This is a genomic window from Candidatus Spongiihabitans sp. (genome assembly GCF_965237845.1).
Classification (GTDB): domain Bacteria; phylum Pseudomonadota; class Gammaproteobacteria; order Arenicellales; family Poriferihabitantaceae; genus Spongiihabitans.
The window spans coordinates 184,076-210,464 of sequence record NZ_OZ250154.1 but is presented as its reverse complement, the minus strand read 5'-3'; the positions used below and the strand labels follow the sequence as shown (position 1 = coordinate 210,464).

Sequence of the window (26,389 nt, the reverse complement as noted above, 5' to 3'; positions counted from 1 at the left end):
CCTGAATTAAAATACATTAGTTTATTAAATCTATACTCGATGCCACGTTCTAAGAATAACTAGACGAGGTAAAACAACCCCAGCACAACACCCAGGAAAGCCATGACAACCATGAGCATAGCGCGCACCGACCAGGGCATCAGCAAATCATAAGATTGTTTTCTTGCCATCGGCGTTAGCATCGTCGCAGTCGCTGACGCGAAACCGTTAATTCCAAGGTGCAGTTTTTGCGCTATCGCACAGGCTGTAGTATAAATCGCCGGCCAAAATTTTCGATAAAGCCATTCGCTGTCGATGTTGGTGGATTTGAGTTCCGCGGGGTAGATGTTTTTTAACTGCAACCAGATGAAGGCCAGGGCAGAAAAGAATAGCAGTTGAACCTGCTCAACCACATGCGGAAGCTCGAAAGGCGCATAGTCCACAGCAAATGGAAGGTGGCGGTAAAGCAACTGCGGAAAACTGCCGACAAAAATACACAACGCTGCGGCAATGCTCATGGCGATTAACATGTGCCGAGGGGCTTCTTCAGGACGCAATCCGGAGTCGTGGGCGAAGAAGGCGAAATAGGGAATTTTAATGCCGGCGTGGTGGAATACCCCGGCAGACGCAAACAGCATGGCTAGCCAAACGAATTCATGGTGTTGCAGCAGCAACGCCGCCATCACCATGGATTTGCTGACGAATCCGCTAAACAACGGGAACGCTGAAATCGAGGCTGCGCCGACCAGACAAAGCGCGGTGGTTTTTGGCATGGTTCGGAACAACCCGCCAAGATTGGATGCGCGCATGTCGCCGGTTCGGAATAATACTGCGCCCATAGACATCATTAACAAGCCCTTGAAAATGACATCGTTGAAGGCATGCGCCACGGCCCCGTTCACAGCCAGCTCGGTGCCAATGCCGATGCCGCAAACCATGAATCCAATCTGGTTAATCATGCTGTAACTCAGCACCCGTCTTAAATCATTCTCGATGACCGCGTAGAAAATCGGGAAGCATGCCATCGCCATGCCGATGTAAATCAATGCGTCCAATCCCGTGAACGTTCGCGCTAAAACGTAGACCGCGACCTTGGTGGTGAACGCGCCGAGAAACACTGTGCCGCTGACTGTGGCTTCTGGATAGGCATCGGTCAACCAGTTGTGCAACATCGGGAAGGCCGCCTTTATGCCGAAAGCAAGCAGAAAAAATATCGCCCCGGGGTCGGTCATGTCCAACGGCCCAATCGCAATGCCGCCGGTTTGGTGAAGCATCAACAAGCTGCCGGTCAACAAGAGCACGCCCGACACGACCTGAAACACCAGATATCGGATCGCGGATTTAATTGCCCGCGGGGTTGCCCTAGCGGTGATAAAAAATACCGAGGTTAACGCCAGGCATTCCCAAAATACGAACAGGGTCAAAAAATCACCGGCGAAAACGATGCCAAGGGCACTGCCGGGATACAATAGCGCGACCGCTTGCTGGGGGCGGTCTTTGACATGCCAGGCATAGATTGTGGCGATGATCGCGGCGATATGAAACAGTATGCCAAAAATAAAACTTAATCGGTCGCTGGTGAAAAGCACCAGGTCAAGGTCAAGCCACTGTAATTGCCACACCGTGGTCTGGTCTAAGGTCAGCAGATTGATTAACCCTGCCAGCGGCACTGCCAGCATCACAATTTTTCGTAATCGCCCGGATCGCTCTGAGCGTCCCGGCAGTGCCAGAACGATAGCTGCGCCGATGAAGAAAACTAAAAATGGTGCGTTAATCATAGTAGTCTTCATCCCGCATAACGATGCGACGTAGCGCCGTGGCAACCAGCACCAACACCACGCAGGCGGCAAATCCGTACAAACTGTGGAAGCCGAAAAAGTTCCACCAATGCTGACTGTGGTCGGCGCCGATAAAACCGAGAACAATAAAATCGAGCAAGGTCACCAGCGCGCATAATACGAAAAATATTTTTAAGCCGCGTTGCAGCCCTATCGACAATGAAGTAAATTTTTTCATCATGGTTGAATTTCTCCAATGAAACTCGCCAACCCATCGGCGATGAAGAAAAGCAGCAGGCTAACTGCTGCGGTAAGTGTCAATGGCGCGACCATGGACGCACGATTTTCCAACGCCTGCGGTGGCTCATCAGCCGGCAGGAAAAATGCCCTGAGCGGAATGGATAACAGGTAATACACGTTTAACAGCGAGCTGATCATCAGCACCGCAAGCAAACCAAACTGCCCGGTCTCCAGAGTCGCCAAAGCGAGATACCATTTGCTCCAAACGCCGCCGGTAGGCGGCAGACCTGCGATGGACAATGCGGCGATAAAAAATGCAACGAATGTCCAGGGCATTGATCGGCCCAATCCGTTCATTTCTGAGACCTTGTTCTTGCTCGAAAAAACAATGATCGCACCGGCACAGAAAAACAGCGTGATTTTGCCAAAAGCGTGCATGGTGATGTGAATTGCGCCGCCAATCATCCCCATCTGATTGGCCATCAGCGCTCCTAACACGATATAGGAGAGTTGGCTGACCGTGGAGTAAGCCAGGCGCGCTTTTATGTCGTCCTGCCGCATCGCGATTACCGATGCCAATAGAATAGTGATTGCGGGTATCCACAAAATAATATCGTGCAGCATAATATCGTTCAGACGCAGGGACGACAACGCGTCAAACCCAAAAATATAGACGCTGATCTTCAGGATCGAAAAAACCCCTGCCTTTACCACGGCCACGGCATGCAGCAACGCGCTCACCGGTGCGGGCGCAACCATGGCGTTAGGCAGCCAGCGGTGAAAAGGCATGACTGCCGCCTTGCCAATCCCGAACAGAAACAGCAATAGCAATACGGCGGTAAGGGTCGGCGACACATTTGACAGCACACCACCGGGAATAAATGACAATCCGCTGCCGTAGCTGCCGACCAAAACAATGGCCAGTAAAAACAAAATCAATGAGGTGGTCAACAGCACGCCGAGATAGACCCGACCTGCGGCGATGGCTTTGGGTGTTCTGCTGTGGGTAACCAGCGGCCAGGTGGAAAAGGTCAGGATTTCATAAAACAGAAACAGGGTAAACAAGTTTTCTGCGAAAGCGATGCCCATGGCGCTGCCCATGGCGACACAAAACAAGGCGTGGAATCGGGTTTGATGCGGGTCGTTACCGGCATTTAAATAGCCGATGGCATACACCGATGTAATCGGCCACAGCGACCCGGCGGTTAACGCGAATATCAATCCCAGAGGCTCAATATGAAAAGCAATTCTTAATCCCGGCAGGGTTTCGAATAAAACCTGAACCGAGTCATAATTTTCTCGGCCCAGCAGTAAATAAACCAACAGAAAAAGATTGACCAAACCTGAGATAACCAGCACACAGTTTCGAATCAGCGGAGATTTCCGCGTCGCCACAACCCCGCAAGCGCCAATAAAAGGAATCAGCACAGCCAGCCCAATCGGGGTCATTGGCTTAGACTCATGGATTCGGGGTTAATCAGGCTGGCCGCTGCCCGTATCGCAAGATCGCTTGTGAATGAGGCATTAAGCCCGAACCACAGGGCCAACCCGGTCAACACCATTAAAGGCAACCATTCAACGATGTGGAGCGGCGCGCCGCCTGTGTTTGGCATATGGCCGAGATTGATTGCCGCGGGCAGATATTTGCTCCTTGCAATATCTGCACTCCCACCTTCCATGGCGGTCGGTTTCGTCCACAGGGTTTCGACGATACGCCAAACATAGGCGGCACTGACTAATGATCCTGCAAGCACAGGGATGGCTAACCACCACCAGCCTTTCTCCACCGCCGCCGTCACCAATACCCATTTGCTGACAAAACCCACCGTGCCCGGAATGCCAATCAAGCCGAGCCCGCCGAACAACATGGCGTAGCAGGCAAACCGATGGCCGTGGGCAACGCCGCCCAAAAGCTTGATTCGGGCAGTGCCGGTGCGGGCGATGACGATGCCGACCGCCATGAATATCGCCGCCTTGATAATCGAGTGGTTAAACAAATGCAGCAAAGCGGCCGCCGTTCCGGCGGTAGTGCCTATCCCAATGCCCATGACGATATAGGAAATCTGCGCCACGCTTGACCAAGCAAACATGCGTTTCAGGTTTGATTCCCGCAACGCGGCTATCGGCGCCAGCAACATTCCCAAAATCGCACAGAGTATTAACACGATATCCAGGGGCATTTCGGTAAAACTGAAATTCGCGCCAAACAAGTCATGCAAAAATCGCAGCATGACGTAGAGCGCTACTTTTGTGGCCGTCCCGGACAAAAGAACGGTGACTGAATTCGGTGCAAAACTATATGCATTCGGCAGCCAGTCATGCAACGGAAATATCGCGCACTTGATGCCGATTCCGATAATAAAAAATGACAACGCCATAATTATTGTCCGGTCGGCACCGCGTTCGGCGATGATTCGGGAGAGATCGGAAATATTCAGGGTGCCGGTTTGCATATACAAAAGACCAATCGACAGCAACACAAATGTTGCCCCGACTGCGCCTACAATCAGATAACGATAAGCGGCCAGTATCGCTTTGGGGTCGCGGCCGCAACTGATCAGCATATAGGCAGCCAGCGAGCTGATTTCAAGAAATACGAAAACATTGAATGCATCGTTGGTCACCACCATGCCATTCAACCCGGCAATGCAGAGCAGCCAGGCCGTGTAAAAAACCGGGCGGGCGGCGTGGCCGATATTGTCGTCGGTCCTGCCCAAACAAAATATCGACGCTAATAGATGGATCAGGTTGATGGTGAACAATACAAACGCGGTTAAATGATCAACCCGGTATTCGATTCCCCACGGCGCGGCCCAGCCACCCAGATGATAGATATAAACTTCGCCATTGAATACGCCGCCGAGCAGCATCGCGCTGATCGCAAACATGACAACCGCGGTCGATACCATTAATATCCGTGCCAAATTACGACTGCCCAGGACAACGCAAAAAGGCGAAATCAGCAGAGGAACAACGACCTGTAGAATGGGTAGGTGCCGACTCAGGAGGTCGGTCATGGCATGATTTCCGGTTCCACTTCCGGTTTATCCATTATCTGGTCTTCGTGAACAGTGCCATAGGCGCGACGAATTCGAACGATTAGCGCCAGGCCGACGGCCGTGGTTGCCACCCCGACCACAATAGCGGTAAGGATCAGTGCATGCGGCAAAGGATTGCTGAAATTGGAAATCGCCCCTTCTACATTCGCTGCGGGCATGATGGACGGCAGGATGGGCGGATGGCCTTGGCTCACTTTCCCCATGGTGATAAACAGTAAAAATACCGCAGATTGAAAAATGTTAAGTCCAATTAGTTTTTTGATGAGATTGCGACTATCCATGACTATGATCAATCCACAGACCAATAATGCGATCGCTATCCAGTAATTGAGCAATCCGGGCAGGCCGCCGAACAAAGTTTCAAAGGCGCTCATCCCGGAAATTCATCCTGGCTTTGATTAAAATGGCGCCGATTAAAACTTATAAATAGCGACACTATGGTCGATGCCACCGTGATGCCGACTCCGAGTTCAATCAGAAAAACCCCTAGGTGTTGCCCGGCTGTTTGCGACTCAGACAGCACCGAGTAATTAAAAACAGAATAATCGAGAAAATCCCCGCCAAAAAAAAGCGCCGCCACACCCACCGAGCCGTATAGCAGAACACCGCAGGCCATGCCTGATATGACTATTCTTTCGCTGATTACGCTTTGCAATTTTTCCGAATCGGTAAGCAGGCCAAACGTAATCAGTCCGGCACCGAAAATGACCCCGGCCTGGAAGCCGCCGCCGGGACCATAGTCACCATGAAATTGCACATACAATGCAAACAAAATCACGATTGGGATAAATCGCAACAACACTGTTTTTAGCACCGGGTTTGAAATGAGCGGGTCGCGCCGAGACCAAAGCCCAGGCTGTTTGCCGAGCGGTTTAGTTGTAACCGCCCCCTCCGCCAGCAACAGTAATACCGCCATTCCAGCAGTAAAAATCACCACCACTTCTCCCAGTGTATCGTAGCCTCGATAGCTAGCCAGCACCGAGGTTACCACGTTTGGAATGCCGATCTCAGCGGCCGACTGACCAAGAAAGCGCGGCGCCAAATAATGGTGGATGGCTGCCGCTGGATCGCCATACAATGGCATGTCTGTGGTGCCTGAAATGAGCAAAATACCGAGCGCCAATCCAAGGCAGATGGATAGCCCGGAGGGCCAGGCAGACTTCAATCCTGGCGCGTCAGTGCCCAGTTTGTTATTGCCCGGTTTGTTATTGCCCGGTTTGTTATTGCCCGGTTTGTTATTGCTTGGCTCGTCATTGTGCCGGATGACGGCAACAAACAATATCAATGAAATTCCCGCCCCCACTGCGGCTTCAGTAAAAGCCACATCCACCGCATCCAGCACCACAAACAGGGCGCAGAGTATTAAACTGTAAATTGACGATAGAATGGTAATCGACAACGCACTTTGGCTGCGCATTATCAATAGTGTCGTTGCCAGCAACAGGCCCAGCAAGCCAATGTCAACAACCGTATTAATCACGGTAATTGCCCGACCACGTTTGTTTGTTGCGGTTTTGTTTGTTGCGGCCTTGTTTTGTTACGGCTTGCTGAATGCCGATTCCAGATTGCCGCGCGGATTTTGCCAGCGCATGAGCGACCACCGGGGAAAGAAAAAATATAAGGATGCCAACCATCAAAATCTTGGCGGCGACGACCAGAGATCCGGCCAACAACAGCAGACCAAGCAGAGTCATACCCGACCCCAGCGTATCGATCACGCCAGCACTGTGAAGGCGACAGTAAAAATCCGGGAAGCGCAATAATCCAATCGCGCCGATCAGCACAATACCGGCCCCAATAAGTAACACCGTCGCGCCAATAATTTCAATCATCCGCCGTCCCATTGGTTGTCGACCCATCCGTTGGCGCGCCCATCGGTTCATCTTGGCGATTAAAATAATCCACTAACGCAATGCTGCCGACATAGTGGATCAAGGCATACAGCAAGGCAATATCGATGTACTGCGGATGCCCGGTGGCAAAGAAATAAATCGCAATCAATAAAATAGTCTGGCTGCCAAATGTGTTGGCAGCCAGAATGCGATCAAACAATGTTGGACCTAGCCCCGCTCGAATTAATGAACACAGGTTGGCAACCAAAAGAATGATCAGCGTCAACAAATAAATGCTTTGCATTGGAAATAAATCGTTTCCGTTGGTTATCTGTTGGCGGCCAGTTGGCGCACTTTTGCCAGCATTTTGTTATCCATCAAACCGGCTTTTGAACGCGCCAGCAACCCGTGCACCTGGATTTCTGTTTCACTCACATCGACGCTGACGGTTCCCGGTGTGCGGGTGATTGAGTTAGCATAAATTACCCGACCCATCTCATCCAGACCACTGACTTCAACATCAAAAAACTGCGGCGCTAATTTTTTGGTATTAAATATCGCGCCAATCACGGCTATGCTTGATTTCACAATTTCTCCTATCAGCCAAAATGTGTAGATAAGTTGCTTCCAGGGGTGGAATCTTAGGCTGGCAATTTTGGTCTGCCCGACTATTTTTTGGTAAAACCCATAGCTAACCAGGCAAGACAACGCCCCTAAAGATAATAATAGAGCGGTGTAGCGCCCGGACAGCAAACACCATATCGTGGCCAAGCCGACAAGCGCAATAAGGTGGCGGGGGTAAGGTTTGGGCGGCATCTTAGGCATCTTATATTTTGGGTGGGTTTTCAGGCTTTCACGATATTCGCGTCGCCTATCTCAGCAAAGCCGGCGCCCTTTTTCTCCCAGCGGCGCCGCCAAAGCTAAAATATCGGTTCGCAGATCTTCAACAAACCCCTTGCCGGCCCAAGGGTTGGCAGTGACCACCCCGCCCATGACCCAAGGTCGTTGCGCTGGTTTGCCGCCTTCGATATAAGTTTCATCGACATAGCGCACCAATTTTTGAATGTGTAAACGCACGGTCTGCCTGTCAAAAAGGTTCAAGATAACTAAAGCGGGTTGTGCGCTCGATTTTAGCAGATACGCGCACCTGTTTTCATGCCATCACGGCCGGCGCGCGCCATTCGGCCCGGCTCAGTTTACGCTGTCTTCGATGATTTTGATTTCCGCTTTGGTTAAATCATAAAGTTCATAGACCCGTTGATCAATTTGCCGGTCGGTGGCGTCTATCTGACGTTGCAGGACGGTTTTTTCATGCGCGGTTTTGGTTGCGGCAAGTTTTTTGTTTAGCTCCTGTATTTGCTCGACTAACGCCACCATCTGGTTATGCCTGGTTTTTTCTTCGGGGTTGGAGAAGTCAATTTTGCGGATAGGTAGTTGTGCTACATACATAGGCTTATATTCAAAATAACCACCCCGCTTGGTAGAGGCAATAGAATGCAGTACAAAATCTGAAATTTTAGAATTTAAAAGGCCAAGCAAATAAGGGGCATCCGCTGAAATAATCGATGTTTTATCGTTGGAGAAAAATCCATCTTTGTCAAAAGCATAAGAAGCCTTTTGAACGATGGCCGGAATAATTATTTTAGGCTTTTCAAATTCGGCATAATAATCCACAGCACTTTGCAGTTCATACCATTTATAACCGCCCGACGCACGACCTTCCCACTTCCTTCCGCTCCAGTTCTTGGGTTTTGGCGTGAGTTGTTTTCTAAACTGCTGCAAGTATTTCTCAACCGTAGGGTAGTTTTTGATATTGATGCCGCGCCGGGCGAAGATCAAAAACTTGTCATTAGAGAGACATTGATAACGCTTTATATCCCGCCCACCCAAAAATGGCTTGATCAATTCTTTGCTATTGGCGTCTTCTTTGATTAAGCGGTTTCGCGTTTGGGCATCTATGACAAACGCTTTGTTGAAGCCGGTTTTTATTCCATAATAAATTTTCCCATTCACATAATCTCTCAAAGGCGTGCCTTGGGTTTTTAATTTTACCAACAGAGATTGGGTTTTCTTGTTCGCCAAGTGCCAACCCTGTTTGCTTAGGGATTTACGGTCGATGGCATGGTGTTTTTGCAGTACATAATCGCTTAAATCCTGGAACGCCAGGGTCTTCACCTCGGTGATGTTCAGCGTGTTTTTTGGCGCATTTTTACTGACGCCAAGGATACAAGGGTAGGCAGTGGCAGTCTTGAAAACCGGCAGATCGCCAAAATCCACTATTTCTTCGATGCATTGTTGCTGGAGATACAGCCGTAATCCCTTCCCGTAATTAGCGCGCATCCACTTGTTGGAAACGATGTAGGAAAAATAGCCGCCCTGCTTAGTCAGCGTGATACCTTGCTCAATAAAATAGGCGTACAGGTCGGCCATGCCGTGATAGACCTTGAACTTCTTTTGAAAATAGGCTTTGTCGCGGCCCAGAGTTTCCTGCCGCACATAAGGCGGGTTGCCGATGACCGCATCGAATCCGCCGGCTTGCATGATGTCCGGGAACTCGGCGCGCCAATCGAAGATGTTAATCCGATATTGCTCAGCCTCATCAAACAGGCCGGTTTGCTGGTTATCGTAAAAATCCGCGGCGATCAGCGCATTGCCGCATTTGATGTTGTCGCCTAAATCCGGCAATGCCCGCTCTTTGAGCAGGGACAGCTGCCGTTTCAAAGTTTCGCTGGACTCGCCTTCAAGCACTTGCAGCAACAGGGAAAGCTTGCTGGTTTCCACCGCCTGAATATCGATGTCCACGCCATGAATATGCTGCAGGAGAATGCGCTTTCGCTCGGCTGTGGTCAGCCGCCATTCCCCGCCTTGCGTTTGATAGATCACTTTTTTATGCTGATCAACCCCGGCTTTCACATATTGGTCGCAATACCAGGCGAGAATATATTGATAGGCGCCCAGCAGGAATGAACCGGAGCCGCAGGCCGGATCCAGCACCTTCAAATTTTTTACCGCTGGCGCGGCCGGGCGTTTACCGGCGAGCAGCTTGCCAACGGTTTGCCCGACGATGTAATCGACAATATATTTTGGCGTGTAATAAACGCCGCCGGCTTTTTTGACTTCCGGCTTTTCTATAATCCTTGCCTGATGTTTTGGGGTAAGGGTGATGACCTTGCCCAAAAATTGTTCATAAACCTGGCCCAGAGTTTCCGAGGGAAATACCGAAAACTCGTAAGGGCTTTGCGGGTAATAGACGGTTTTCAAGATGTCCTTAAGAACCTTGTCGTCTATTTTGAGTTGCAGGGTCAGTTCATCCGCTTGCGTCGGGCGGCCCTTTTCATTGTTGAAATGAAACAGGCCGGAATTGTATTTATCATCCGCGTTTTTGAAATATCGGGTAAGACGAGAATAAATTCCGGTGCCATCAAGCAAATTTTGTAATTGACCGTAGGGCTCGATTTCCCGGTCTTCGCACATCCGCAGGAAAATTATCCGGTCAATGATTCTCAAGACGGAAAAATTGAGTTCGCGCTGGGTCAAAGCCGGATTTCGCAAAGCCAGGTTGCGCGCCAAATTGCCGCGCCAGCCTTCTATCTCGGCGAGAAAAGCGTCATCCACTTGCGCGGTGCCGCGCTTGGTTTTATACGAATCGGCGTATTTATCGAATGAGCCTTTGAGCACCGCTTCGCGGGAGAAAACGGCATGGATTTCATCCCATTTATCCAGATACTGATTGTAGGTGAAGTAGAGGGTTCTGGCTTTGGAGGCGTTATCGTTTTTTACCGGTTTCACCCGGCAATCATAAACCGCGAATTCCTCAAAATCGGTGAGAATGCTCAGCGGCAGTTTGGCTGACCAGCCATAACGCCGCAGTTGAAAAGCCGGACCCGGGTCGCCCTTGATATTAACGGAAGGTTTTTTCGCTTCGAGAAAGAATTTTCGTGTGCCGCCGATGCGAAACGCATAATCCGGAGCTTTGGTCGCCCCTTTATTCGCCCCCTCAATAAGCACGGCGTCTTCATGGTAAACATCTTTATAAGATTCCGCGTAGCCTCGCTTGTTATGAACATCCCAGCCAAGCAGTTCAAACAACGGGTTGATGAACTCCACCCTGACTTGCGTTTCATTGAACTTGCCGGATAGATAAGCTTCGCGATTACGGTCGAAGGTTGTTATCAATTGTTCAAGGCAGGTTAGGTTGTGCATGGTTGTTTTTTAAGTTTTGTTGACTTTCTTCAAAATAATTCAAATCAATTTCTCTTTGTTTGAAAGGAACAATTTCTCCGTATCTTCGACCACGACAAACATCAGACTGCGATAAAACACGGTTCGAGACAACCCGCCGCTATTCGATTATATTATGCGTCGGGCCATATGGATATCCAGTAATATTTCTATTGCCGTGTTCGGTAACAACCAGAATGTCATGCTCGCGATAGCCGCCGGCGCCGGGCAAGCCCTCGGGCAGCGTGATCATCGGTTCCATGGAAATCACCATATGGGGTTTCAGAACGGTTTCAATATCCTCGCGCAGTTCCAATCCGGCTTCACGGCCGTAGTAATGACAAAGCACGCCAAAGGAATGACCATAGCCAAAAGTGCGGTATTGCAATAAATTGTGCTCGGCATAAATTTCGTTCAACGCATTGGCAATGTCGCAGCAGCGCACGCCGGGCTTTATCAATGCCTTGCCGGCATCGTGCACCTGGCAGTTGATTTCCCATAGTCGAATATGCTCATCGGTTGCCGATTCACAAAACAAAGTGCGCTCCAGCGCGACATAGTAACCAGCCACCATCGGAAAGCAATTCAGGCTGAGAATATCGCCCTTTTCAATCTTTCTGGAGGTCACCGGATTGTGCGCGCCATCGGTATTAATCCCCGATTGAAACCAGGTCCAGGTATCCAGCAATTCGCCATCGGGCCAGGTTTTGGCGATTTCCCGAACCATGGTTTGGGTAGAATGCAGCGCCACTTCATGCTCGGCAACACCCGCGCCTACGGCTTGTGCGCAGGCCGCGCCGCCGAGGTCGGCGATGGCGGTCATTTTGGTGATATGCGCGATTTCTTCTTCGGACTTGATCATCCGCAACGGCGTAGCGAGTGCAGCGATATCCACAATTTTTGAATCCGGCAGCGCCGCTTTCAACTTCTCCAGGTTTTGAATATTGATGTGGTCGAATTCAATGCCCACGGTTTTTGCGCCGCCGACCAGCTTTTGCACTGCCCGAAAATAATTATCCTGCCGCCAGTCGGTGAAAATCAAATTATCCCCGTAGGTTCGGCGATAGGGCTGGCCGCCATCCAGATTGGCTGAAATAGACGTTTGATTTTTTTCATCAACCACCAATCCATATGGCCGCCCGAAAGAGCAATATAAAAAATCGCTGTAATAATTGATGTTGTGGTAGGAAGTAAACAGAACAGCGTCTATGTTATGGTCGGCCATGACAATTCTGAGCCCGCACAAACGGCTTTCCATTTCGTCTGCGGAAAAAGTGGGCTGGGGTTTTTCACCATTGGGCATGGTGATTAAGTCGGGCATGCTCATGTATAAAATATCAGAAAAGTTGTAAAAAAGGATTGCCGAGTATTGAGCGCGAATTTAATAAAAACCGAGAATTTCGCAAGCCTTATAACAACGCCTCGGAATTAAGTCCAGATTTATCGTTGCCTTTATGAATCGGGGCATTCATTTGGCTGTCATTGGCATGGCATGGCTTGAATCCGCGCACAACGTACAGGTTAAAATCAATTGAAATATTTCCGTGTTGGATTATAGTGCTGGATTATAGTTGCGCTTATTCTCCAATAACACCAGAATCGCCAGGGAGCCCGTCAATGACAGAGCCCATAATAGACCTTAGAAGCGATACCGTCACCCAGCCCTGCGAAGGCATGAAGCAGGCCATGTTGGCTGCACAATTAGGTGATGACGTTTACGGCGAAGACCCGACTGTGACCGCATTGCAGGAGCGCATGGCTGAAATGGCTGGCCACGAGTCTGCATTGTATTTTCCATCCGGGACTCAGAGCAACCTGGTTGCCTTGCTCAGTCACTGCCAGCGCGGTGATGAATATATCGTCGCTCAAAACGCGCATACCTATAAGTTTGAAGGGGGTGGGGCGGCCGCTTTGGGCGGAATTCAGCCGCAACCCATCGAGCGCGAACCAAACGGCATCCTGGCGCTGGAAAAAATCGAAGCCGTCATAAAAGAAGATGATATTCATTTCGCCAAAACCCGCCTGTTGGCATTGGAAAACACCACCACCGAAGGCCAGGCCGTCGTGGTCGACTATATCGTCGAGGCCGCTGAACTTTGTCGCGCCCATAAAATAAATATTCACCTCGATGGCGCCAGGGTGTTTAATGCGGCGGCGGCACTCGGTGTCGATGTATCGCAGATAACCCGCCATTTCGATTCGGTTTCGATTTGCCTGTCCAAAGGTTTGGGCGCGCCGGTGGGGTCGGTGCTTTGTGGTTCTCAAGAGTTCATGGAAACAGCCAGACGATGGCGGAAAACCGTCGGTGGCGGTATGCGACAGTGCGGCATGCTTGCGGCTGCGGGGCTGTTTGCCCTGGAAAACAATGTTGAAAGATTAAAAGACGATCATGCCCTGGCAACCTACTTGTTCGGGCAATTGAAACAATTCAAGGATATCGAGTTTGCCTACGGTCAGGCCAACACAAATATGGTTTTTTTTAATTTAGCTCGCGGCAGCGTCGATGAATTTCACCGCTTCGGAAAGCAAAACGGGGTTCTGTTTAACGGACCAAACCCCATACGCATGGTCACCCACAAGGATTTATCCAAACAGCACATCGACATCGCGGTTGAACGATTGTCCGGGTTTTTTAATTAGGGGCAGTTTTTCGGCTACACCGAAAATTACTGCCCCTTATGTCGCATTCAAATCGCTTGCGATTGGATTGCGACTTTTTGAGATTGTGACAGGGTTGAGAGGGGAAGGCGGTTTCGTTGCCAACATCCCACCCACCGTCATTGCCGTTGAATATTCAACCACTCATCCAGATCGAAGCTGCCATAATTTTCCCGGTTGCTTTCTTTTGAGTGTTGTAAATGATGGGCTCAAAATGGCGGCCAAGCTGCTCGCGAATCTCGGAGTCAATTGCACCCAGTTTCATTAACAACCCGCCTAAAGCGACCTCGCTGCCGCGAGTTGCGCCGTCGTCGATTTTAAGAGTCAATCCTAATCCCAGTTCAGGCAGCACACCCGCGTAAACGCCTTCTGCGCCGGTTTTAACCACCACAAAACCGCCTGTCGCCTTGATGACATCAGTACAGCAACGACCGGTTCCGGCAATCATTTGCGGATGCGCCTGAATGGAAGACATTATTCTTGACATCGCCTGCCCGCGCCTGCCGCCCACCACTTCAGGATTAGCGAATAGCGCCCAACCATAGGCGACACGCTCCATGGGCACACAAATTGCGGGCAATCCACAACCATCTCTTTCCCAATCCAGTGTTGTTGCATCAATCCCGACCAGTTCGGAAAAAGTTTTCATCCAGGCTTGTTGGGTGGGATGCTGGTACTCGCTGTAGCCGTTAGTCTGCACGCCAAGATGCCGAGCGAGCGTGAGCATGCCGCAATGCTTGCCCGAGCAATTTTGGTACACTCGGGCCGGTTCTCCCCGGTCTGTCAATAGCTTACGCTTGCTCGTTGAATTCAGGGCATCGGACATCGGAAAATCGGGGCCGCATTCCAAATCGTCTGTATCAAGACCCAGTCGATGAAGCCAGTTGTGCACGGCATCAATATGAAATTGCTCGGCGTTGTGAGAAGCGCAAGCCAATGCGATTTCTTTATCAGACAGCTTGAATTGATCGGCTGCGCCGGATTCCAACAGCGGAATAGCCTGGAACAATTTCAGCGAAGACCGCGGGTAAATTTTTCTATCGGTATCGCCGATCGCCAGTACCGTCTTGCCCTTGCTATCGACTACAACAGCGCTTCCCCGGTGGCAGGATTCAACAACATTGTTCCTGTAAACTTCAGCTAAAACAGGATTCATCGCGTGATTATTCATTCGACAATTATTAATTCACTGAAAGTAACTAGAACTCCCGGGTGGCGTGAAACGCCACCTCTGGCCAGCGTTCTATGGCCAGCTGTAAATTTGCACGATTCGGCGCAAGATAAGTCAGCGTATCCAAGGCATCCAGAGACAAATTCTGCTCATTCCTTCTCCGAAATTCGGTTTCATCGCCCGGATTCTTGAAATATATCCAACGTGCCGTACTGATCGGTGCGGCATCAAAAACGCACTCCACGTTGTATTCAGCTTTTAGTCGATGGACAACAACATCAAATTGAAGAATACCCACCGCACCCAGCACTAAATCATTGCTGGTAAAAGGGCGAAATACCTGGGTTGCCCCCTCTTCACTGAGTTGAGTCAACCCCTTTTGCAGCGCTTTAGCACGCAGTGGGTCGGCCAGGCGAATCCGCCGAAATAATTCTGGTGCGAAGTTGGGAATGCCAGTGAATTTGAGCTGTTCGCCTTGAGTAAAAGTATCGCCAATTTGAATCGTGCCATGACTGTGCAATCCTAAAATATCTCCGGCAAACGCGCGCTCGGTATTGTCTCTTTTTGCGGCCATAAAGGTATGGGCGTTTTGCACTGTAATGGTTTTTCCAGCGCGCACGTGGCGCACTTTCATGCCCTTGTCAAATTGCCCTGAGGTAATCCGCAAAAACGCCACGCGATCGTGGTGGGATGGATCCATATTCGCCTGTATCTTAAATACAAAGCCGCTGAATTTTGGCTCGGTCGCGACAACTTTTCTAGTCGTGGCTTGCCGGGTTTCAGCTTCTTTGATTTCGGCGGCTCTGGGTTGCGGCGATGGCGCAAAATCGACAAAGTTATCCATCAGCTCATCTGTTCCTTGCCGGTTCAATGCAGAGCCAAAAAACACCGGGGTTAATCCGCCTTTTAGATAATCGATTTTATCGAATTCATGGCTTGCGCCCTGAACCAATTCCATTTCATCGCGTAATTCCGCAGCCAATCCGCCAATTTTTTTGTCCAGTTCCGGGCTGTCCAACCCAACGATGAACATATCCTCGGGCAAGCCGCCGCGCCCGGCGAATAAATGGATGGTGTCATCGTAAAGACGATAAACGCCGACAAATGTTTTGCCCATCCCGATCGGCCAGGTCATCGGCGCGCATTTAATTTTCAGGATTTGTTCCACCTGGTCCATGATGTCGATGGCATCGCGCCCCTCCCGATCCATTTTGTTCACAAAGGTCATGATTGGCGTATCCCGAAGTCGGCATATAGCCATCAGTTTCACCGTTCGCTGCTCGACCCCTTTGGCAATGTCGATAACCATCAGCGCGGAATCCACGGCGGTTAACGTGCGATAGGTATCCTCGGAAAAATCCGCGTGCCCCGGGGTATCCAGCAGGTTGACAATTCGATCCCTGTACGGGAATTGCATGACCGAAGAGGTTACCGATATTCCCCGTTGTTTTTCCAACGCCATCCAGTCCGAGGTGGCATAGCGCGAACTTTTTCGCGCTTTAACCGTACCCGCTAGTTGTATCGCGCCGCCATATTGCAATAGCCGCTCGGTCAGCGTGGTTTTGCCGGCATCCGGATGGGAAATGATGGCGAAGGTGCGCCGCCGCTGGATTTGATCTGTGAGTGTGCTCATGGAAGTGGAATAATTTGGAGCGCGATTATACGGTTAATTTATGGTTAATTACGCAGGATCGATATTTTGTGTCCGGGTTCACCATGTATGAGACAAAATCAGGTCGCCAAGGTCAGTTGCAGATTGCGGGACTAAAGTCCCGCCTCCGAAATGGGCATGATTGCCGGAAGCGAGGCTTTAGCCTCGCCAAGCCACTGCCAAGATGGCGGGACTAAAGTCCCGCGTCCGAAATGGGCATGATTGCCGGAAGCGAGGCTTTAGCCTCGCCAAGCCACTGCCAAGATGGCGGGACTAAAGTCCCGCCTCCGAAATGGGCATGATTGCCGAAAGTGAGGCTTTAGCCTCGCCAAGCCATTGCCAAGATGGCGGGACTAAAGTCCCGCCTCCGAAATGGGCATGATTGCCGGAAGTGAGGCTTTAGCCTCGCCAAGTCATTGCCAAGATGGCGGGACTAAAGTCCCGCCTCCGAAATGGGCATGATTGCCGAAAGTGAGGCTTTAGCCTCGCCAAGTCATTGCCAAGATTGCGGGACTAAAGTCCCGCGTCCGAAATGGGCATGATTGCCGGAAGCGAGGCTTTAGCCTCGCCAAGCCACTGCCAAGATGGCGGGACTAAAGTCCCGCCTCCGAAATGGGCATGATTGCCGAAAGTGAGGCTTTAGCCTCGCCAAGCCATTGCCAAGATGGCGGGACTAAAGTCCCGCGTCCAAAATGGGCATGATTGCCGGAAGTGAGGCTTTAGCCTCGCCAAGCCATTGCCAAGATGGCGGGACTAAAGTCCCGCGTCCGAAATGGGCATAATCGCCGGAAGTGAGGCTTTAGCCTCGCCAAGCCACTGCCAAGATGGCGGGACTAAAGTCCCGCGTCCGAAATGGGCATGATTGCCGGAAGTGAGGCTTTAGCCTCGCCAAGCCACTGCCAAGCCACCTGACCACTCTGGAATGGTCAGGTTAAATCCAGCCAAATCATAGAACAGATCATCCGCTAATAATCTCATTTGTGTCTGAACCCGGACATTTTATTTCGCTGGTTCAACTGCCGTGCTGCTGTGCCTACTTAAGACAAATTGCGTTAATTTGTCGTCCGCAGAACTGATGCCCGCGGTGGCGACTTCGTCGATAACTAAAAAATCGTTTTTCGTCGGCATAGGTGTCCTCGGTTAATCGATCAACCTGACTGACCGCTGCGCTCAACAGTCTATGCTCAAGATAGAGCGGCAAATCAAAGCATATACCTTGCCCATTTTCTCCCAGACTAAAACAATCGTGGCAGGCAATTTCTGATTGCTTCAAGAACCTTGCGGCGAATTCATCCCCGACCTCATATGACTGCTTTTGAATCGCCGGACCGATAACGGCGACGATATGATTTTTATTAGCGCCAAGATCACACATCGCACCAACTACATTGTCCGTCACCCCGCACAGCGCGCCCTGCCATCCACCATGCGCCGCGCCGATAACCCGATTTACCGCATCCGCAAACAATACGCCGGCACAATCCGCCCCCATAACGCCCAAAGCAAGATCCGCCGTGCAAGTTACCAGAGCATCCGCCTCGATCACTTTTTCGTTATCGCTTTGGCCATCGATGACGACAACATTATTGCCGTGAATCTGTTTCAGGCTGAACAGTAAACCAGCATCCAGACTGCGCTTAACCCGGCTGCGATTTGCCTGGATGGATTCCAGATTATCGCCTGAAAACCGACTGCAATTGAGCGACTCAAATTCTCCCGTCGACACTCCGCCCAAACGGGTAAAAAACCCGTGATTGATTAAATTCAGCGACTGCAGGAGCGCACTGGTAAGCGGCTTGGTGAGAGGCGGCAGTAACATCATCCATGTAATTTAACAAGAAAATCTCAACATATCCATTATCACAATGTTAAGCGCACTGATAGCCTGTATAAGCTCAGATACCTTTGGCGCTCCGATGCAGAAGGAGAGCCATGCAAATCCAGCATGTCGGATACCGAACAAAGGCTTTACCGCGTAGCCTGTCTAGGGCAGCTTTGGGAGATGGCTTCCAAACATGCCCAACAACGCCTCAAAATCCTCGGTTTCTTCGCGAATCATGGCGCAGCCGCGACCAGTGATGCCTTCAATGTCAGTCGCAGAACGCTTTATCGCTGGAAACAGTGCGCCAAGCCGACGGCGACCCGGCAGCCCTGACTGCCAAATCCTGCACCTCCATGCGCTGGCGACAGCCACAGCACCAATGCTGGTGCGGCAAATCCGCTGGCTGCGCGAGCAATTCCCCAACCTCGGCAAAGCCAAACTGCGGGTCTTGCTGCGACCCTGGCGCAGGCAGCAAGACATCGCGCTGCCCAGTGTCTCCGCCATCGGCCGCATCATCGCCCGCGACCCAAACAAAATGCGCCACGTCCCCCACTCGACTGGATGCCTGCGGCCGCCACAGACCGCTCAACCGTAAACGCAAAACCCGTAAGCTCAAATGCTTCAAGCATCAGCCGCTTGAAGTGTTCGCCTGCGATACCGTGGTGCGCCTGCGCGATGGACTGCGCCGCTACCTGCTCACCTTCATCAACCCCCACTCCCGCTTCGCTATCGCCTTCGCCCAGTCCAGCCAGCAGGCTGCCATCGCCCTTGACGCGCTGTGTCAACGGCTGCCACAACCGCCGCGCTTTAGGATCGAAGACAATGGCTCCGAATTCATGAGCCGCTTCCAGCAACGCCTTGACCTGCACCGCATTACCCACTGGCAGCCTTATCCCCGCTCGCCCACCATTTCGCCGGGAGCGAAATGGCGCCTAGTCCGCGAAGCGGATTCGTTTCAGGGATGATACGAACAAAATGAACCCCTGCGCCGAGCGCTTCAACCGCACCATCCAAGAGCAGTTGGTCGATTATCACGAGAGCCTACTGTTCGACAACCTGGCTTTATTCAACCAAAAATTGGCCGATTGGCTGATCAAATACAACGCCATCCAACCCCACAAAGGGCTTGCACTGAAAACGCCTGTTCAGGTTATCATTGACAACAACAAAAAGTGCAATATGGGGTGAACCCATACAACTGATAGCCTGAATTTAACCAATCGGATATAATCCCATTACAAATCGGCCCATTGCAAACAGGAGCAATTGCCGATCGCTACATGGATGTCGCTTAGTAGAGCAATGCAGGAGCAATTGCCGCGGATGCCAAAGCCGACGACTGAGGTATTGCATTAAGATTTATCGGAGAGCTGGCAGAGTGGTCGAATGCGGCGGTCTTGAAAACCGTTGACTGTAACAGGTCCGGGGGTTCGAATCCCTCGCTCTCCGCCATTACATTATGATACGGCTGCATTTCTGGTCATGCCCACCTGCGCACGGAATCCAGTAAAAAGCCAACGTGGCCGTTGACATTACGCGGCGGCGAGGTTGGCACTCGACTTGGGACTGTGGTGTTGGCAGATTTTTGCTCCCGGCAAAATCTGCACACTCACCGTCCTTGGCGGTCGTGTCCCGCGGTGCGGGACAAATGGTTGACTAGATTCCTGCTTCCGCAAGAATGACGGCCCAGGCTTTGACGGCCCAGGCTTTCATTCGTTATTTCAGCAAAACGCTTCAACGCCACTGCGATTCCAAATAAAGTCATCATTCCCGTTTTCACAAGAATGATAACGGGGAATCAAACAAAAGAGTCGCTCCCCCGCCGAAACCTGCCCACATCACTGAGCCCCCCGGACATTCCCGCCCTCGGAAACGGATAAATCACTTAACCCCTTGACAAACCTCAACAACCGCTTCCGCAACTTCGCCGGCAACAGCCGAAAATGATGCAACAACGCTTTTTCCGCCCCGACCAACGAAACAGCCGCCTGATCGCTCGGCGGCATCTGCGCCTGCATGCGGTGCAACTGCGGAAAAACCGTGCCAGTCGCCAGCCATTGCGGGTCTTGCTGCAGCAAATTGGTGAGCGCGAAAAAATACTCTAACTTAATGTTTTTGCTGAAACCGCTTTCCCATTGATTGACCGCCGAAGCCGACACCCGCAACGACTTGGCGACATCCGCTTGCGACAAGCCCGCCTTTTCGCGGGATGCGCGAATTCTCTCTGCCAATATATTCATGGCAACTATACTTAACTTTTTTTAATAAATATACTTGATTTCATTAATTCAGTATGCTAATTTCCTTTTCCAGTGGCAGAATGGGTTGTCCGCAATGAGAAATAGCACTGGTTGCCAGTCTTTTTCTCGAAAACGAGCAGTCTTGATGAGCATATATTGTGCTTGCCACAAAGTTGCTTGGCATCGGAAAAACCGCAAAAAACAGGTTTTTCGGGACAAGCAGTTTTTCGTTATTTTTAAACACAATAGAGGACAATGAACAAATGAATACAATAGACAAAAACAGACAGTTTCGCTTCGGCAAGGTGCTTGGAGCTTTTTTCGGATGCGCCGTGCTGTTCACAGGGCTGGCGTTGCCGGCTTATGGGCAGGTGGACGAGCAAGACGGAGACTGTGGAAACGACAACCGGGCGGGAGAGTTGAGTGGGGGTGTGCGTTAACATACGACAAGGTGACCACGCCGGCAGTTTTGGCGGAAGCGGCTGTGGATGCTGTGCCAGGGGTGTACGACATAACGCTTGGTGAGGGTACTGATGCGCCAACCTATGTAGGGGTCACCGGCATGCTTACGATTGGAACCGAATCCGTACTCACCTTGGCAACCGAGGATACTACTGATTCAGATGGTGATGGCAATACTATGACGGTTACATACAACGGTAGCCAAACCATTGCGATAAAAGAAGTTACCGCCCCGATTGCTGGAAAAGCTGCGGTGGATGCAGTGGATGCAGTGACAACGGAGGTGGGAGGTGTGTCCACCGCTATTGGCGATGGTTCTATAACGAAGGGTGTGGGTAGCATCGCTATAGGGGAAGGTGCAACTGTTGGCAGAGTCATTCCGGCAGTTGAGGCGAAAGCGGCTGTGGATGCTGTGCCAGGGGTGTACGACATAACGCTTGGTGAGGGTAATGATGCGCCAACCTATAACGGGGTCACCGGCAACATTATAGTTGGACAAGAGTCCATACTCATGTTGGCAACCGAGGATACTACTGATTCAGATGGTGATGGCAATACTATGACGGTTACATACAACGGTAGCCAAACCATTGCGATAAAAGAAGTTACCGCCCCGGTTGCTGGAGAAGCTGAGGTGGTTGCAATGGATGAAAGGAGAGGTGCAGTAGAGAATGCTCTCGCCATTGGCGCAGCAGCATCCGCCACCGGTAATAACGGCGTAGCCCTCGGCTCAGGAGCAACTGCCGCAGAAAACGGCATTGCCATCGGCGGTCGCCGTGACCTGAATGGTGACGGGGATACCGACGACGAAGGCGAAACCGTAATCGCAGGCGAAAATGAGATCGTTATCGGCAGGGCTGGTCAAACCGCGGTTATTGGCGGGGTTGATTTAGCTGGCATCGCCACCAACACCGTTGGCATCGCCACCAACACCGCTGGCATCACCGCCAACACCGCTGGCATCACCGCCAACACCGCTGGCATCACCGCCAACACCGTTGGCATCGCCACCAACACCGCTGGCATCGCCACCAACACCGCTGGCATCGCCACCAACACCGCTGGCATCGCCACCAACACCGCTGGCATCGCCACCAACACCGCTGGCATCGCCACCAACACCGCTGGCATCGCCACCAACAAAAACGCCATTGACACCAACCGCTCCGGCATCGCCATGTCGGTCGCATTGGCGCATCTGCCGACCATCAAAGGCGGCGGCTGGGGCATCGCCGCGGGCACTTTCGACAGCGAAACCGCGATTGCCGTCGGCGCGCATTTTAGTGTGCAGCAAAACGCCTTCATCAAGGTCGGCGCCGCCAGCTCCGGCGGCGAAACCAGTTTCGGCATCGGTTATGGAAAGGGGTTTTAGTCCGTTAGAGTTGTCCTTATTGTGACCACGGGCTCGGCTCAGAATTTGATTGATTTGACCTAACCGGACTGGGCCGGCCCCGTCGATTATAACTCGCGCTGACGCTTGATTCGCCGCTAAAACTTTGCGGTGTATTGAGCGTCAGTGTTTTTTGTGGGCCGAAATCAATAGGCCCCGCGAATATTACCGCGATTTCAAATGGAGTCGTAGGCGCGTACCAGGGATGATATGCACAATCCAGATTCTGTCCGCCGCTACAGCAATTTATTCGCCAGCAGGGTCAGGGTGTAAAGCCCGCCAATCAAGAACATCATCTGCATCATGTTGCGGTTCAGCGCGGTTTGGATTTCGGTCGCTATCTCGTGTTTGAGCAATGCAAAATCATTTTTTAACCCCACAAAATCCCCTCGCAACGCGGTCACGCTGTCGGCCACTTCGTCCAGTCGCTGGTCGAGGTGGTGGATGTGGTTGTACTGCGAGTGCAACAGCAAGGTGTTGATGTCGTCCGGCTGCAACGCCTCGCCGTTGCCGAAGCGCGTTTTGATGTCGTCCACCCTTGGGGCGATCATTTCAATCAGTTGCGTCTCAATAGTCATGCTTGGTTTCATTAATTTCCTCCGTGAAATGGGTGACAAGTGACTACTAGAATAACACATTTTCGGCGCGTGGGTTGATGGGTTCTCTCAATTGAATTTGTTATATTTGCTGTTGCTGAAAATCCGATTCGATGGCCATGAAATATCTTCCTTTAATGCACAATTTCGAGCGCAAGACCTGCCTGATTGTTGGCGGCGGCAAGGTCGCCTTGCGGCGGGCGAAGAGCGTTTTAGCGGCTGGGGGGATTGTGGATGTGATTGCGCCGACCTGCTTGCCGGAATTATTTGATCTTGTGCATCAATATAAGAGCGGGCAATACAAGAACGGGCAATATCAGGCGGAAGACATTGACCCGCGCTATGCCTTGGTCATTGCGGCGACTAACGATCGGCAAATAAATCAAGCTATCGCGCAGCAGTGCAAAGCGAAAAACATTCTGGTCAATGTGGTGGATGACTCTTCGTTATGCGATGTTACCTTTCCCGCAATCGTTGACCGAAACCCGATACTGGTTGCCATTTCGAGCGGCAGCGCGTCACCGCAGTTTTCCAAACTTTTAAGGGAGCGTATCAATACCTTCATTCCCAACGGCTACGGCAAACTGGCCGAGTTATTCGGTCGCTATCGCAAGCGCGTCAAATCCAGCATTCCCAAAACAAAGGACCGAGCGGTGTTTTGGAATAAAGTGGTGCACAGCTACATAGCGGAAAGCGCGCTGTCCGGCAACCTGGAGCAAGCCGAGGCGCAACTCAAAGGCGCTATCGACAACCATGAAAAACTTGAGCAGTGCGGCGAGGTATATCTTATTGGCGCAGGGCCCGGAGACCCGGACCTGCTGACCTTGAGAGCATTGCGTTTGCTGCAACAATCGGAGGTCATTGTTTACGACCGATTAGTTGCGCCGGAAATTCTCAACCGCCTGGAGCAAGGCAAAGACTTGATTTACGTCGGTAAACAGCGTGCCAATCACTCGGTTGCACAACCACAGATAAACGAATTGCTTATCCGCTATGCAAGCCAGGGGAGACGAGTGGCGCGGTTAAAAGGCGGCGACCCTTTTATTTTTGGCAGAGGGGGGGAAGAGATTGAAAACCTCGCGGCACATAATATTCCTTTTCAGGTCATTCCCGGCATCACCGCTGCCAATGGTTGCGCCAGCTATGCCGGTATCCCGCTGACCCACCGAGACCATGCGCAATCCGTGCGTTTTGTCACCGGGCAACTTCAAAATGGCGCGGTAAATCTAAACTGGGCGGAATTAACCGCCGCCGATCAAACCCTGGTTTTCTATATGGGGTTGCAAGGGTTGCCGATCATTTGTGAAAACCTGATCAAACATGGAGCGGCCACGAATACGCCGGCGGCGTTGATAGAAAAAGGCACCACGCTGCAGCAAAAGGTTCATATCAGTACCCTTGAGGAATTGGCTGCGTTGCTTGAATCCATAGAAATTCACGCCCCCACTTTGACCATCGTCGGCTCGGTGGTCAACCTGCATGCATCACTGCACTGGTTTAATAAATCCGTATCAAGTTAATTTTTGCAGTCGCCCAGATCGCCTAAACCGCCTTATATTCAGCCGATTACCCGAAATTATCCCCCGAAATTATCCCCCGAAATTACTCCAAATTACTCGGGCGCGCCCTCTACTGCCTCGACCGTAAAAACCGATCCATCAGCACCGGTAATCCTAACCTCGGCGCCTTTCTCTAATCGAGGCCCTGATACTTTCCAGTGCGTATCATCCACCTTGATTTTCCCCTCGCCTTGTTCAATACTCTGGCTCAGGGTAAACACTCTGCCAACGTATTGTTCGGCTCTGCGATTCAAATTGGGTATTTCAGATTCAGTTTGTCGATTCACCAGGAAGCGCCTTGACAGGATAATGCTGGTTACTGAGAGCACCGAGAAAATCAAAAATTGCGCCTGCCAGGTCGTTTCCGGCATCACAAATAATATCAACGCGGTTATCAGCGCCGACGCGCCGAGCCACAGGAAAAATGTAAACGGCGCTAATAGCTCAAAGGCGAGCAAAACCATGCCAATGAACAACCACCCCCAATACGAGAGTCCAAACAGGCCAAGCAGGAAAGACACGATTTTCCCCTATGATTTGTTATTGTCCGACTTGCTTTTGAAAGTTTCCTTAACCAGTTCCGAAATACCGCCAATCGAGCCGATCAGACTACTTACCTCCGTGGGTAAAAACATAATTTTCTGGTTATCTGCCGTTCCAATAGTCTGCAGCGCTTCAACGTATTTTATGGCAACGAAATAGTTCACCGCCTGTATGTCCCCCACAGCAATGGCTTCGGATACCACTCGAGTTGCTTCGGCTTCAGCCTGGGCTAATCTTTCCCGGGCTTCAGCTTGCCTGAAAGCGGCTTCTTTTTCACCTTCCGCATCGAGAATCAATGCGCGTTTTTGACCTTCCGCCCTGAGAATTTCGGATTGTCTCAAGCCCTCCGCCTCGAGGATGGCGGCCCGCTTATCACGCTCTGCCTTCATCTGACGCGCCATGGAATCGACTAAATCCGATGGCGGACTAATATCCTTGATTTCTATTCGGGTCACTTTGATGCCCCAGGGGCTGGTAGCGGCATCCACTACATGCAGCAACGCCGCATTAATTTCATCGCGTTTCGACAACGACTCATCCAGGTCCATCGAGCCTAACACCGTTCGAATATTGGTCATGGTTAAATTCAACGATGCGTGTTCCAGGTCATTGACTTCGTAACTGGCTTTAGCCGCATCAAGCACCTGAAAAAACATGATGCCATCAACTCTAACAACCGCATTATCTTTGGTAATCACTTCCTGAGACGGCACCTCCAGAACGCGCTCCATCATATTGACCTTAGCGCCGATAGCGTCAATAAACGGAATGATTATGTGGAAACCCGGGCGCATCGATCTGACGAATCGGCCGAGTCGTTCTATGGTGTACTCATACCCCTGATGGACGATAACAATACCTTTAAGGACGATAAGAATTGCGACCACGATGACGATGATTGCCGCGGTGGATATTCCGTACATTTTTTCTCCTGTCTCGTTATTTAAGATTAATTCTGGACTGCTGATGATACAGGACTAATCGGTGAATTATCAAGGCCTTGTATGGGTCCACCCCATATTGCACTTTTTGTTGTGTTCAATACAGCCTGAACCGGTGTTTTCAGTTCAAGCCCTTTGCGGGGTCGATAGCCCTTGGGACGGCGTTGACCGCTCTGGCGCCGGCATTTCCCCGAGTACTCCAGAACCGCTTCCAAGCCCATGTCGATCCCAGAATTCAAGCGTCCTG

General features: G+C 51.2%; 27 protein-coding genes and 1 tRNA gene. 7 read left to right on the top strand and 21 right to left on the bottom strand.

Annotation, left to right across the window (positions count from 1 at the left end; all coding sequences use genetic code 11):
- Positions 1-59: 59 nt before the first annotated feature.
- The 12 genes from ACPXXB_RS01055 to ACPXXB_RS01000 form a co-directional block, all read right to left on the bottom strand.
- Positions 60-1,757 carry a Na(+)/H(+) antiporter subunit D gene (locus ACPXXB_RS01055; RefSeq protein WP_423908423.1) on the bottom strand — a complete coding sequence of 566 codons (1,698 nt, stop codon included), beginning with the start codon at positions 1,755-1,757 and terminating at the stop codon, positions 60-62.
- Positions 1,750-1,998 (bottom strand): hypothetical protein, encoded by a 249-nt coding sequence (locus ACPXXB_RS01050; protein ID WP_423908421.1) that lies wholly within the window; start codon positions 1,996-1,998, stop codon positions 1,750-1,752. The genes ACPXXB_RS01055 and ACPXXB_RS01050 overlap by 8 nt, the downstream gene beginning before the upstream one ends.
- Entirely contained in the window at positions 1,995-3,446 is a 1,452-nt protein-coding gene (locus ACPXXB_RS01045) for a proton-conducting transporter membrane subunit (protein WP_423908419.1), read from the bottom strand. Before ACPXXB_RS01045 ends, ACPXXB_RS01050 begins: the two co-directional genes overlap by 4 nt.
- The gene (locus ACPXXB_RS01040; protein WP_423908418.1) at positions 3,443-5,014 is read right to left on the bottom strand and encodes a monovalent cation/H+ antiporter subunit D family protein; all 1,572 of its coding nucleotides are present in this window, start codon (positions 5,012-5,014) and stop codon (positions 3,443-3,445) included. Before ACPXXB_RS01040 ends, ACPXXB_RS01045 begins: the two co-directional genes overlap by 4 nt.
- Positions 5,011-5,430, bottom strand: coding sequence for a cation:proton antiporter subunit C (locus ACPXXB_RS01035; protein ID WP_423908416.1), 420 nt, complete (start codon positions 5,428-5,430; stop codon positions 5,011-5,013). Before ACPXXB_RS01035 ends, ACPXXB_RS01040 begins: the two co-directional genes overlap by 4 nt.
- Positions 5,427-6,536, bottom strand: a complete 1,110-nt coding sequence (locus tag ACPXXB_RS01030) for a Na(+)/H(+) antiporter subunit B (RefSeq protein ID WP_423908415.1) — start codon at positions 6,534-6,536, stop codon at positions 5,427-5,429. Before ACPXXB_RS01030 ends, ACPXXB_RS01035 begins: the two co-directional genes overlap by 4 nt.
- Positions 6,529-6,888 (bottom strand): monovalent cation/H(+) antiporter subunit G, encoded by a 360-nt coding sequence (gene mnhG / locus ACPXXB_RS01025; RefSeq protein WP_423908413.1) that lies wholly within the window; start codon positions 6,886-6,888, stop codon positions 6,529-6,531. Before mnhG ends, ACPXXB_RS01030 begins: the two co-directional genes overlap by 8 nt.
- Positions 6,881-7,192, bottom strand: coding sequence for a monovalent cation/H+ antiporter complex subunit F (locus ACPXXB_RS01020; protein ID WP_423908412.1), 312 nt, complete (start codon positions 7,190-7,192; stop codon positions 6,881-6,883). Before ACPXXB_RS01020 ends, mnhG begins: the two co-directional genes overlap by 8 nt.
- A 23-nt stretch (positions 7,193-7,215) precedes the next feature.
- Positions 7,216-7,713, bottom strand: a complete 498-nt coding sequence (locus tag ACPXXB_RS01015; RefSeq protein ID WP_423908410.1) for a Na+/H+ antiporter subunit E — start codon at positions 7,711-7,713, stop codon at positions 7,216-7,218.
- Between the two features lie 51 nt (positions 7,714-7,764).
- Positions 7,765-7,989, bottom strand: a complete 225-nt coding sequence (locus tag ACPXXB_RS01010; protein WP_423908408.1) for an amino acid synthesis family protein — start codon at positions 7,987-7,989, stop codon at positions 7,765-7,767.
- 90 nt (positions 7,990-8,079) lie between these two features.
- Positions 8,080-11,091 (bottom strand): Eco57I restriction-modification methylase domain-containing protein, encoded by a 3,012-nt coding sequence (locus tag ACPXXB_RS01005; RefSeq protein ID WP_423908406.1) that lies wholly within the window; start codon positions 11,089-11,091, stop codon positions 8,080-8,082.
- A gap of 139 nt (positions 11,092-11,230) precedes the next feature.
- Complete coding sequence (locus tag ACPXXB_RS01000) at positions 11,231-12,436, bottom strand: aminopeptidase P family protein (RefSeq protein ID WP_423908404.1); 1,206 nt, start codon at positions 12,434-12,436, stop codon at positions 11,231-11,233.
- 290 nt (positions 12,437-12,726) lie between these two features.
- Between ACPXXB_RS01000 and ltaE the strand changes: the two genes are divergently transcribed.
- Positions 12,727-13,749: a low-specificity L-threonine aldolase gene (ltaE, locus tag ACPXXB_RS00995; RefSeq protein ID WP_423908402.1), complete on the top strand. Its 1,023-nt coding sequence runs from the start codon at positions 12,727-12,729 to the stop codon at positions 13,747-13,749.
- A gap of 154 nt (positions 13,750-13,903) precedes the next feature.
- On the opposite strand, the gene ACPXXB_RS00990 is transcribed toward ltaE, so the two are convergent.
- The 3 genes from ACPXXB_RS00990 to pgeF all read right to left on the bottom strand — a co-directional run bounded on the left by ACPXXB_RS00990 (position 13,904) and on the right by pgeF (position 18,411).
- On the bottom strand, positions 13,904-14,938 hold the full coding sequence (locus tag ACPXXB_RS00990) for an asparaginase (protein ID WP_423908401.1): 1,035 nt from the start codon (positions 14,936-14,938) through the stop codon (positions 13,904-13,906).
- A gap of 28 nt (positions 14,939-14,966) precedes the next feature.
- Complete coding sequence (locus tag ACPXXB_RS00985; RefSeq protein WP_423908399.1) at positions 14,967-16,571, bottom strand: peptide chain release factor 3; 1,605 nt, start codon at positions 16,569-16,571, stop codon at positions 14,967-14,969.
- A 1,051-nt stretch (positions 16,572-17,622) separates the two neighbouring features.
- On the bottom strand, positions 17,623-18,411 hold the full coding sequence (pgeF, locus tag ACPXXB_RS00980) for a peptidoglycan editing factor PgeF (RefSeq protein WP_423908398.1): 789 nt from the start codon (positions 18,409-18,411) through the stop codon (positions 17,623-17,625).
- 123 nt (positions 18,412-18,534) lie between these two features.
- Here pgeF and ACPXXB_RS00975 point away from each other — a divergent pair, with 123 nt between their 5' ends.
- Entirely contained in the window at positions 18,535-18,744 is a 210-nt protein-coding gene (locus ACPXXB_RS00975) for a helix-turn-helix domain-containing protein (protein WP_423908396.1), read from the top strand.
- On the opposite strand, the gene ACPXXB_RS00970 is transcribed toward ACPXXB_RS00975, so the two are convergent.
- Both ACPXXB_RS00970 and ACPXXB_RS00965 read right to left on the bottom strand, forming a co-directional pair.
- Positions 18,680-18,955 (bottom strand): hypothetical protein, encoded by a 276-nt coding sequence (locus tag ACPXXB_RS00970; RefSeq protein ID WP_423908394.1) that lies wholly within the window; start codon positions 18,953-18,955, stop codon positions 18,680-18,682. The genes ACPXXB_RS00975 and ACPXXB_RS00970 overlap by 65 nt on opposite strands.
- Positions 18,924-19,292, bottom strand: a complete 369-nt coding sequence (locus tag ACPXXB_RS00965; RefSeq protein ID WP_423908392.1) for a hypothetical protein — start codon at positions 19,290-19,292, stop codon at positions 18,924-18,926. The genes ACPXXB_RS00970 and ACPXXB_RS00965 overlap by 32 nt, the downstream gene beginning before the upstream one ends.
- A gap of 94 nt (positions 19,293-19,386) precedes the next feature.
- On the opposite strand from ACPXXB_RS00965, the gene ACPXXB_RS00960 reads away from it, so the two are divergent.
- Together ACPXXB_RS00960 and ACPXXB_RS00955 are read left to right on the top strand one after the other, a co-directional pair.
- Positions 19,387-19,599, top strand: a complete 213-nt coding sequence (locus tag ACPXXB_RS00960; protein WP_423908390.1) for an integrase core domain-containing protein — start codon at positions 19,387-19,389, stop codon at positions 19,597-19,599.
- Positions 19,600-19,775: 176 nt separating this feature from the next.
- A tRNA-Ser gene (locus tag ACPXXB_RS00955) sits at positions 19,776-19,863 on the top strand.
- A 386-nt stretch (positions 19,864-20,249) separates the two neighbouring features.
- On the opposite strand, the gene ACPXXB_RS00950 is transcribed toward ACPXXB_RS00955, so the two are convergent.
- On the bottom strand, positions 20,250-20,651 hold the full coding sequence (locus ACPXXB_RS00950) for a helix-turn-helix domain-containing protein (RefSeq protein WP_423908388.1): 402 nt from the start codon (positions 20,649-20,651) through the stop codon (positions 20,250-20,252).
- 158 nt (positions 20,652-20,809) lie between these two features.
- Here ACPXXB_RS00950 and ACPXXB_RS00945 point away from each other — a divergent pair, with 158 nt between their 5' ends.
- The gene (locus ACPXXB_RS00945; protein ID WP_423908387.1) at positions 20,810-21,091 is read left to right on the top strand and encodes a hypothetical protein; all 282 of its coding nucleotides are present in this window, start codon (positions 20,810-20,812) and stop codon (positions 21,089-21,091) included.
- An 11-nt stretch (positions 21,092-21,102) separates the two neighbouring features.
- The gene (locus tag ACPXXB_RS00940; protein ID WP_423908385.1) at positions 21,103-22,485 is read left to right on the top strand and encodes a beta strand repeat-containing protein; all 1,383 of its coding nucleotides are present in this window, start codon (positions 21,103-21,105) and stop codon (positions 22,483-22,485) included.
- A 254-nt stretch (positions 22,486-22,739) separates the two neighbouring features.
- On the opposite strand, the gene ACPXXB_RS00935 is transcribed toward ACPXXB_RS00940, so the two are convergent.
- Positions 22,740-23,093 (bottom strand): hypothetical protein, encoded by a 354-nt coding sequence (locus ACPXXB_RS00935; protein ID WP_423908384.1) that lies wholly within the window; start codon positions 23,091-23,093, stop codon positions 22,740-22,742.
- A gap of 125 nt (positions 23,094-23,218) precedes the next feature.
- Between ACPXXB_RS00935 and cysG the strand changes: the two genes are divergently transcribed.
- On the top strand, positions 23,219-24,619 hold the full coding sequence (gene cysG / locus ACPXXB_RS00930) for a siroheme synthase CysG (RefSeq protein WP_423908382.1): 1,401 nt from the start codon (positions 23,219-23,221) through the stop codon (positions 24,617-24,619).
- 92 nt (positions 24,620-24,711) lie between these two features.
- Here cysG and ACPXXB_RS00925 read toward each other — a convergent pair whose 3' ends face one another.
- Positions 24,712-25,179: an NfeD family protein gene (locus ACPXXB_RS00925; RefSeq protein WP_423908380.1), complete on the bottom strand. Its 468-nt coding sequence runs from the start codon at positions 25,177-25,179 to the stop codon at positions 24,712-24,714.
- A gap of 9 nt (positions 25,180-25,188) precedes the next feature.
- Positions 25,189-26,124 (bottom strand): SPFH domain-containing protein, encoded by a 936-nt coding sequence (locus ACPXXB_RS00920; RefSeq protein WP_423908378.1) that lies wholly within the window; start codon positions 26,122-26,124, stop codon positions 25,189-25,191.
- Between the last annotated feature and the right edge of the window lie 265 nt (positions 26,125-26,389).

Coding starts and splice junctions, on each gene's coding strand:
- ACPXXB_RS01055 (WP_423908423.1), bottom strand. CDS start 1,757: ATGATTAACGCACCATTTTTAGTTTTCTTCATCGGCGCAGCTATCGTT.
- ACPXXB_RS01050 (WP_423908421.1), bottom strand. CDS start 1,998: ATGATGAAAAAATTTACTTCATTGTCGATAGGGCTGCAACGCGGCTTA.
- ACPXXB_RS01045 (WP_423908419.1), bottom strand. CDS start 3,446: ATGACCCCGATTGGGCTGGCTGTGCTGATTCCTTTTATTGGCGCTTGC.
- ACPXXB_RS01040 (WP_423908418.1), bottom strand. CDS start 5,014: ATGACCGACCTCCTGAGTCGGCACCTACCCATTCTACAGGTCGTTGTT.
- ACPXXB_RS01035 (WP_423908416.1), bottom strand. CDS start 5,430: ATGAGCGCCTTTGAAACTTTGTTCGGCGGCCTGCCCGGATTGCTCAAT.
- mnhG (WP_423908413.1), bottom strand. CDS start 6,888: ATGATTGAAATTATTGGCGCGACGGTGTTACTTATTGGGGCCGGTATT.
- ACPXXB_RS01020 (WP_423908412.1), bottom strand. CDS start 7,192: ATGCAAAGCATTTATTTGTTGACGCTGATCATTCTTTTGGTTGCCAAC.
- ACPXXB_RS01015 (WP_423908410.1), bottom strand. CDS start 7,713: ATGCCTAAGATGCCGCCCAAACCTTACCCCCGCCACCTTATTGCGCTT.
- ACPXXB_RS01005 (WP_423908406.1), bottom strand. CDS start 11,091: ATGCACAACCTAACCTGCCTTGAACAATTGATAACAACCTTCGACCGT.
- ACPXXB_RS01000 (WP_423908404.1), bottom strand. CDS start 12,436: ATGAGCATGCCCGACTTAATCACCATGCCCAATGGTGAAAAACCCCAG.
- ltaE (WP_423908402.1), top strand. CDS start 12,727: ATGACAGAGCCCATAATAGACCTTAGAAGCGATACCGTCACCCAGCCC.
- ACPXXB_RS00990 (WP_423908401.1), bottom strand. CDS start 14,938: ATGAATAATCACGCGATGAATCCTGTTTTAGCTGAAGTTTACAGGAAC.
- ACPXXB_RS00985 (WP_423908399.1), bottom strand. CDS start 16,571: ATGAGCACACTCACAGATCAAATCCAGCGGCGGCGCACCTTCGCCATC.
- pgeF (WP_423908398.1), bottom strand. CDS start 18,411: ATGATGTTACTGCCGCCTCTCACCAAGCCGCTTACCAGTGCGCTCCTG.
- ACPXXB_RS00975 (WP_423908396.1), top strand. CDS start 18,535: ATGTCGGATACCGAACAAAGGCTTTACCGCGTAGCCTGTCTAGGGCAG.
- ACPXXB_RS00960 (WP_423908390.1), top strand. CDS start 19,387: ATGAACCCCTGCGCCGAGCGCTTCAACCGCACCATCCAAGAGCAGTTG.
- ACPXXB_RS00950 (WP_423908388.1), bottom strand. CDS start 20,651: ATGAATATATTGGCAGAGAGAATTCGCGCATCCCGCGAAAAGGCGGGC.
- ACPXXB_RS00935 (WP_423908384.1), bottom strand. CDS start 23,093: ATGAAACCAAGCATGACTATTGAGACGCAACTGATTGAAATGATCGCC.
- cysG (WP_423908382.1), top strand. CDS start 23,219: ATGAAATATCTTCCTTTAATGCACAATTTCGAGCGCAAGACCTGCCTG.
- ACPXXB_RS00920 (WP_423908378.1), bottom strand. CDS start 26,124: ATGTACGGAATATCCACCGCGGCAATCATCGTCATCGTGGTCGCAATT.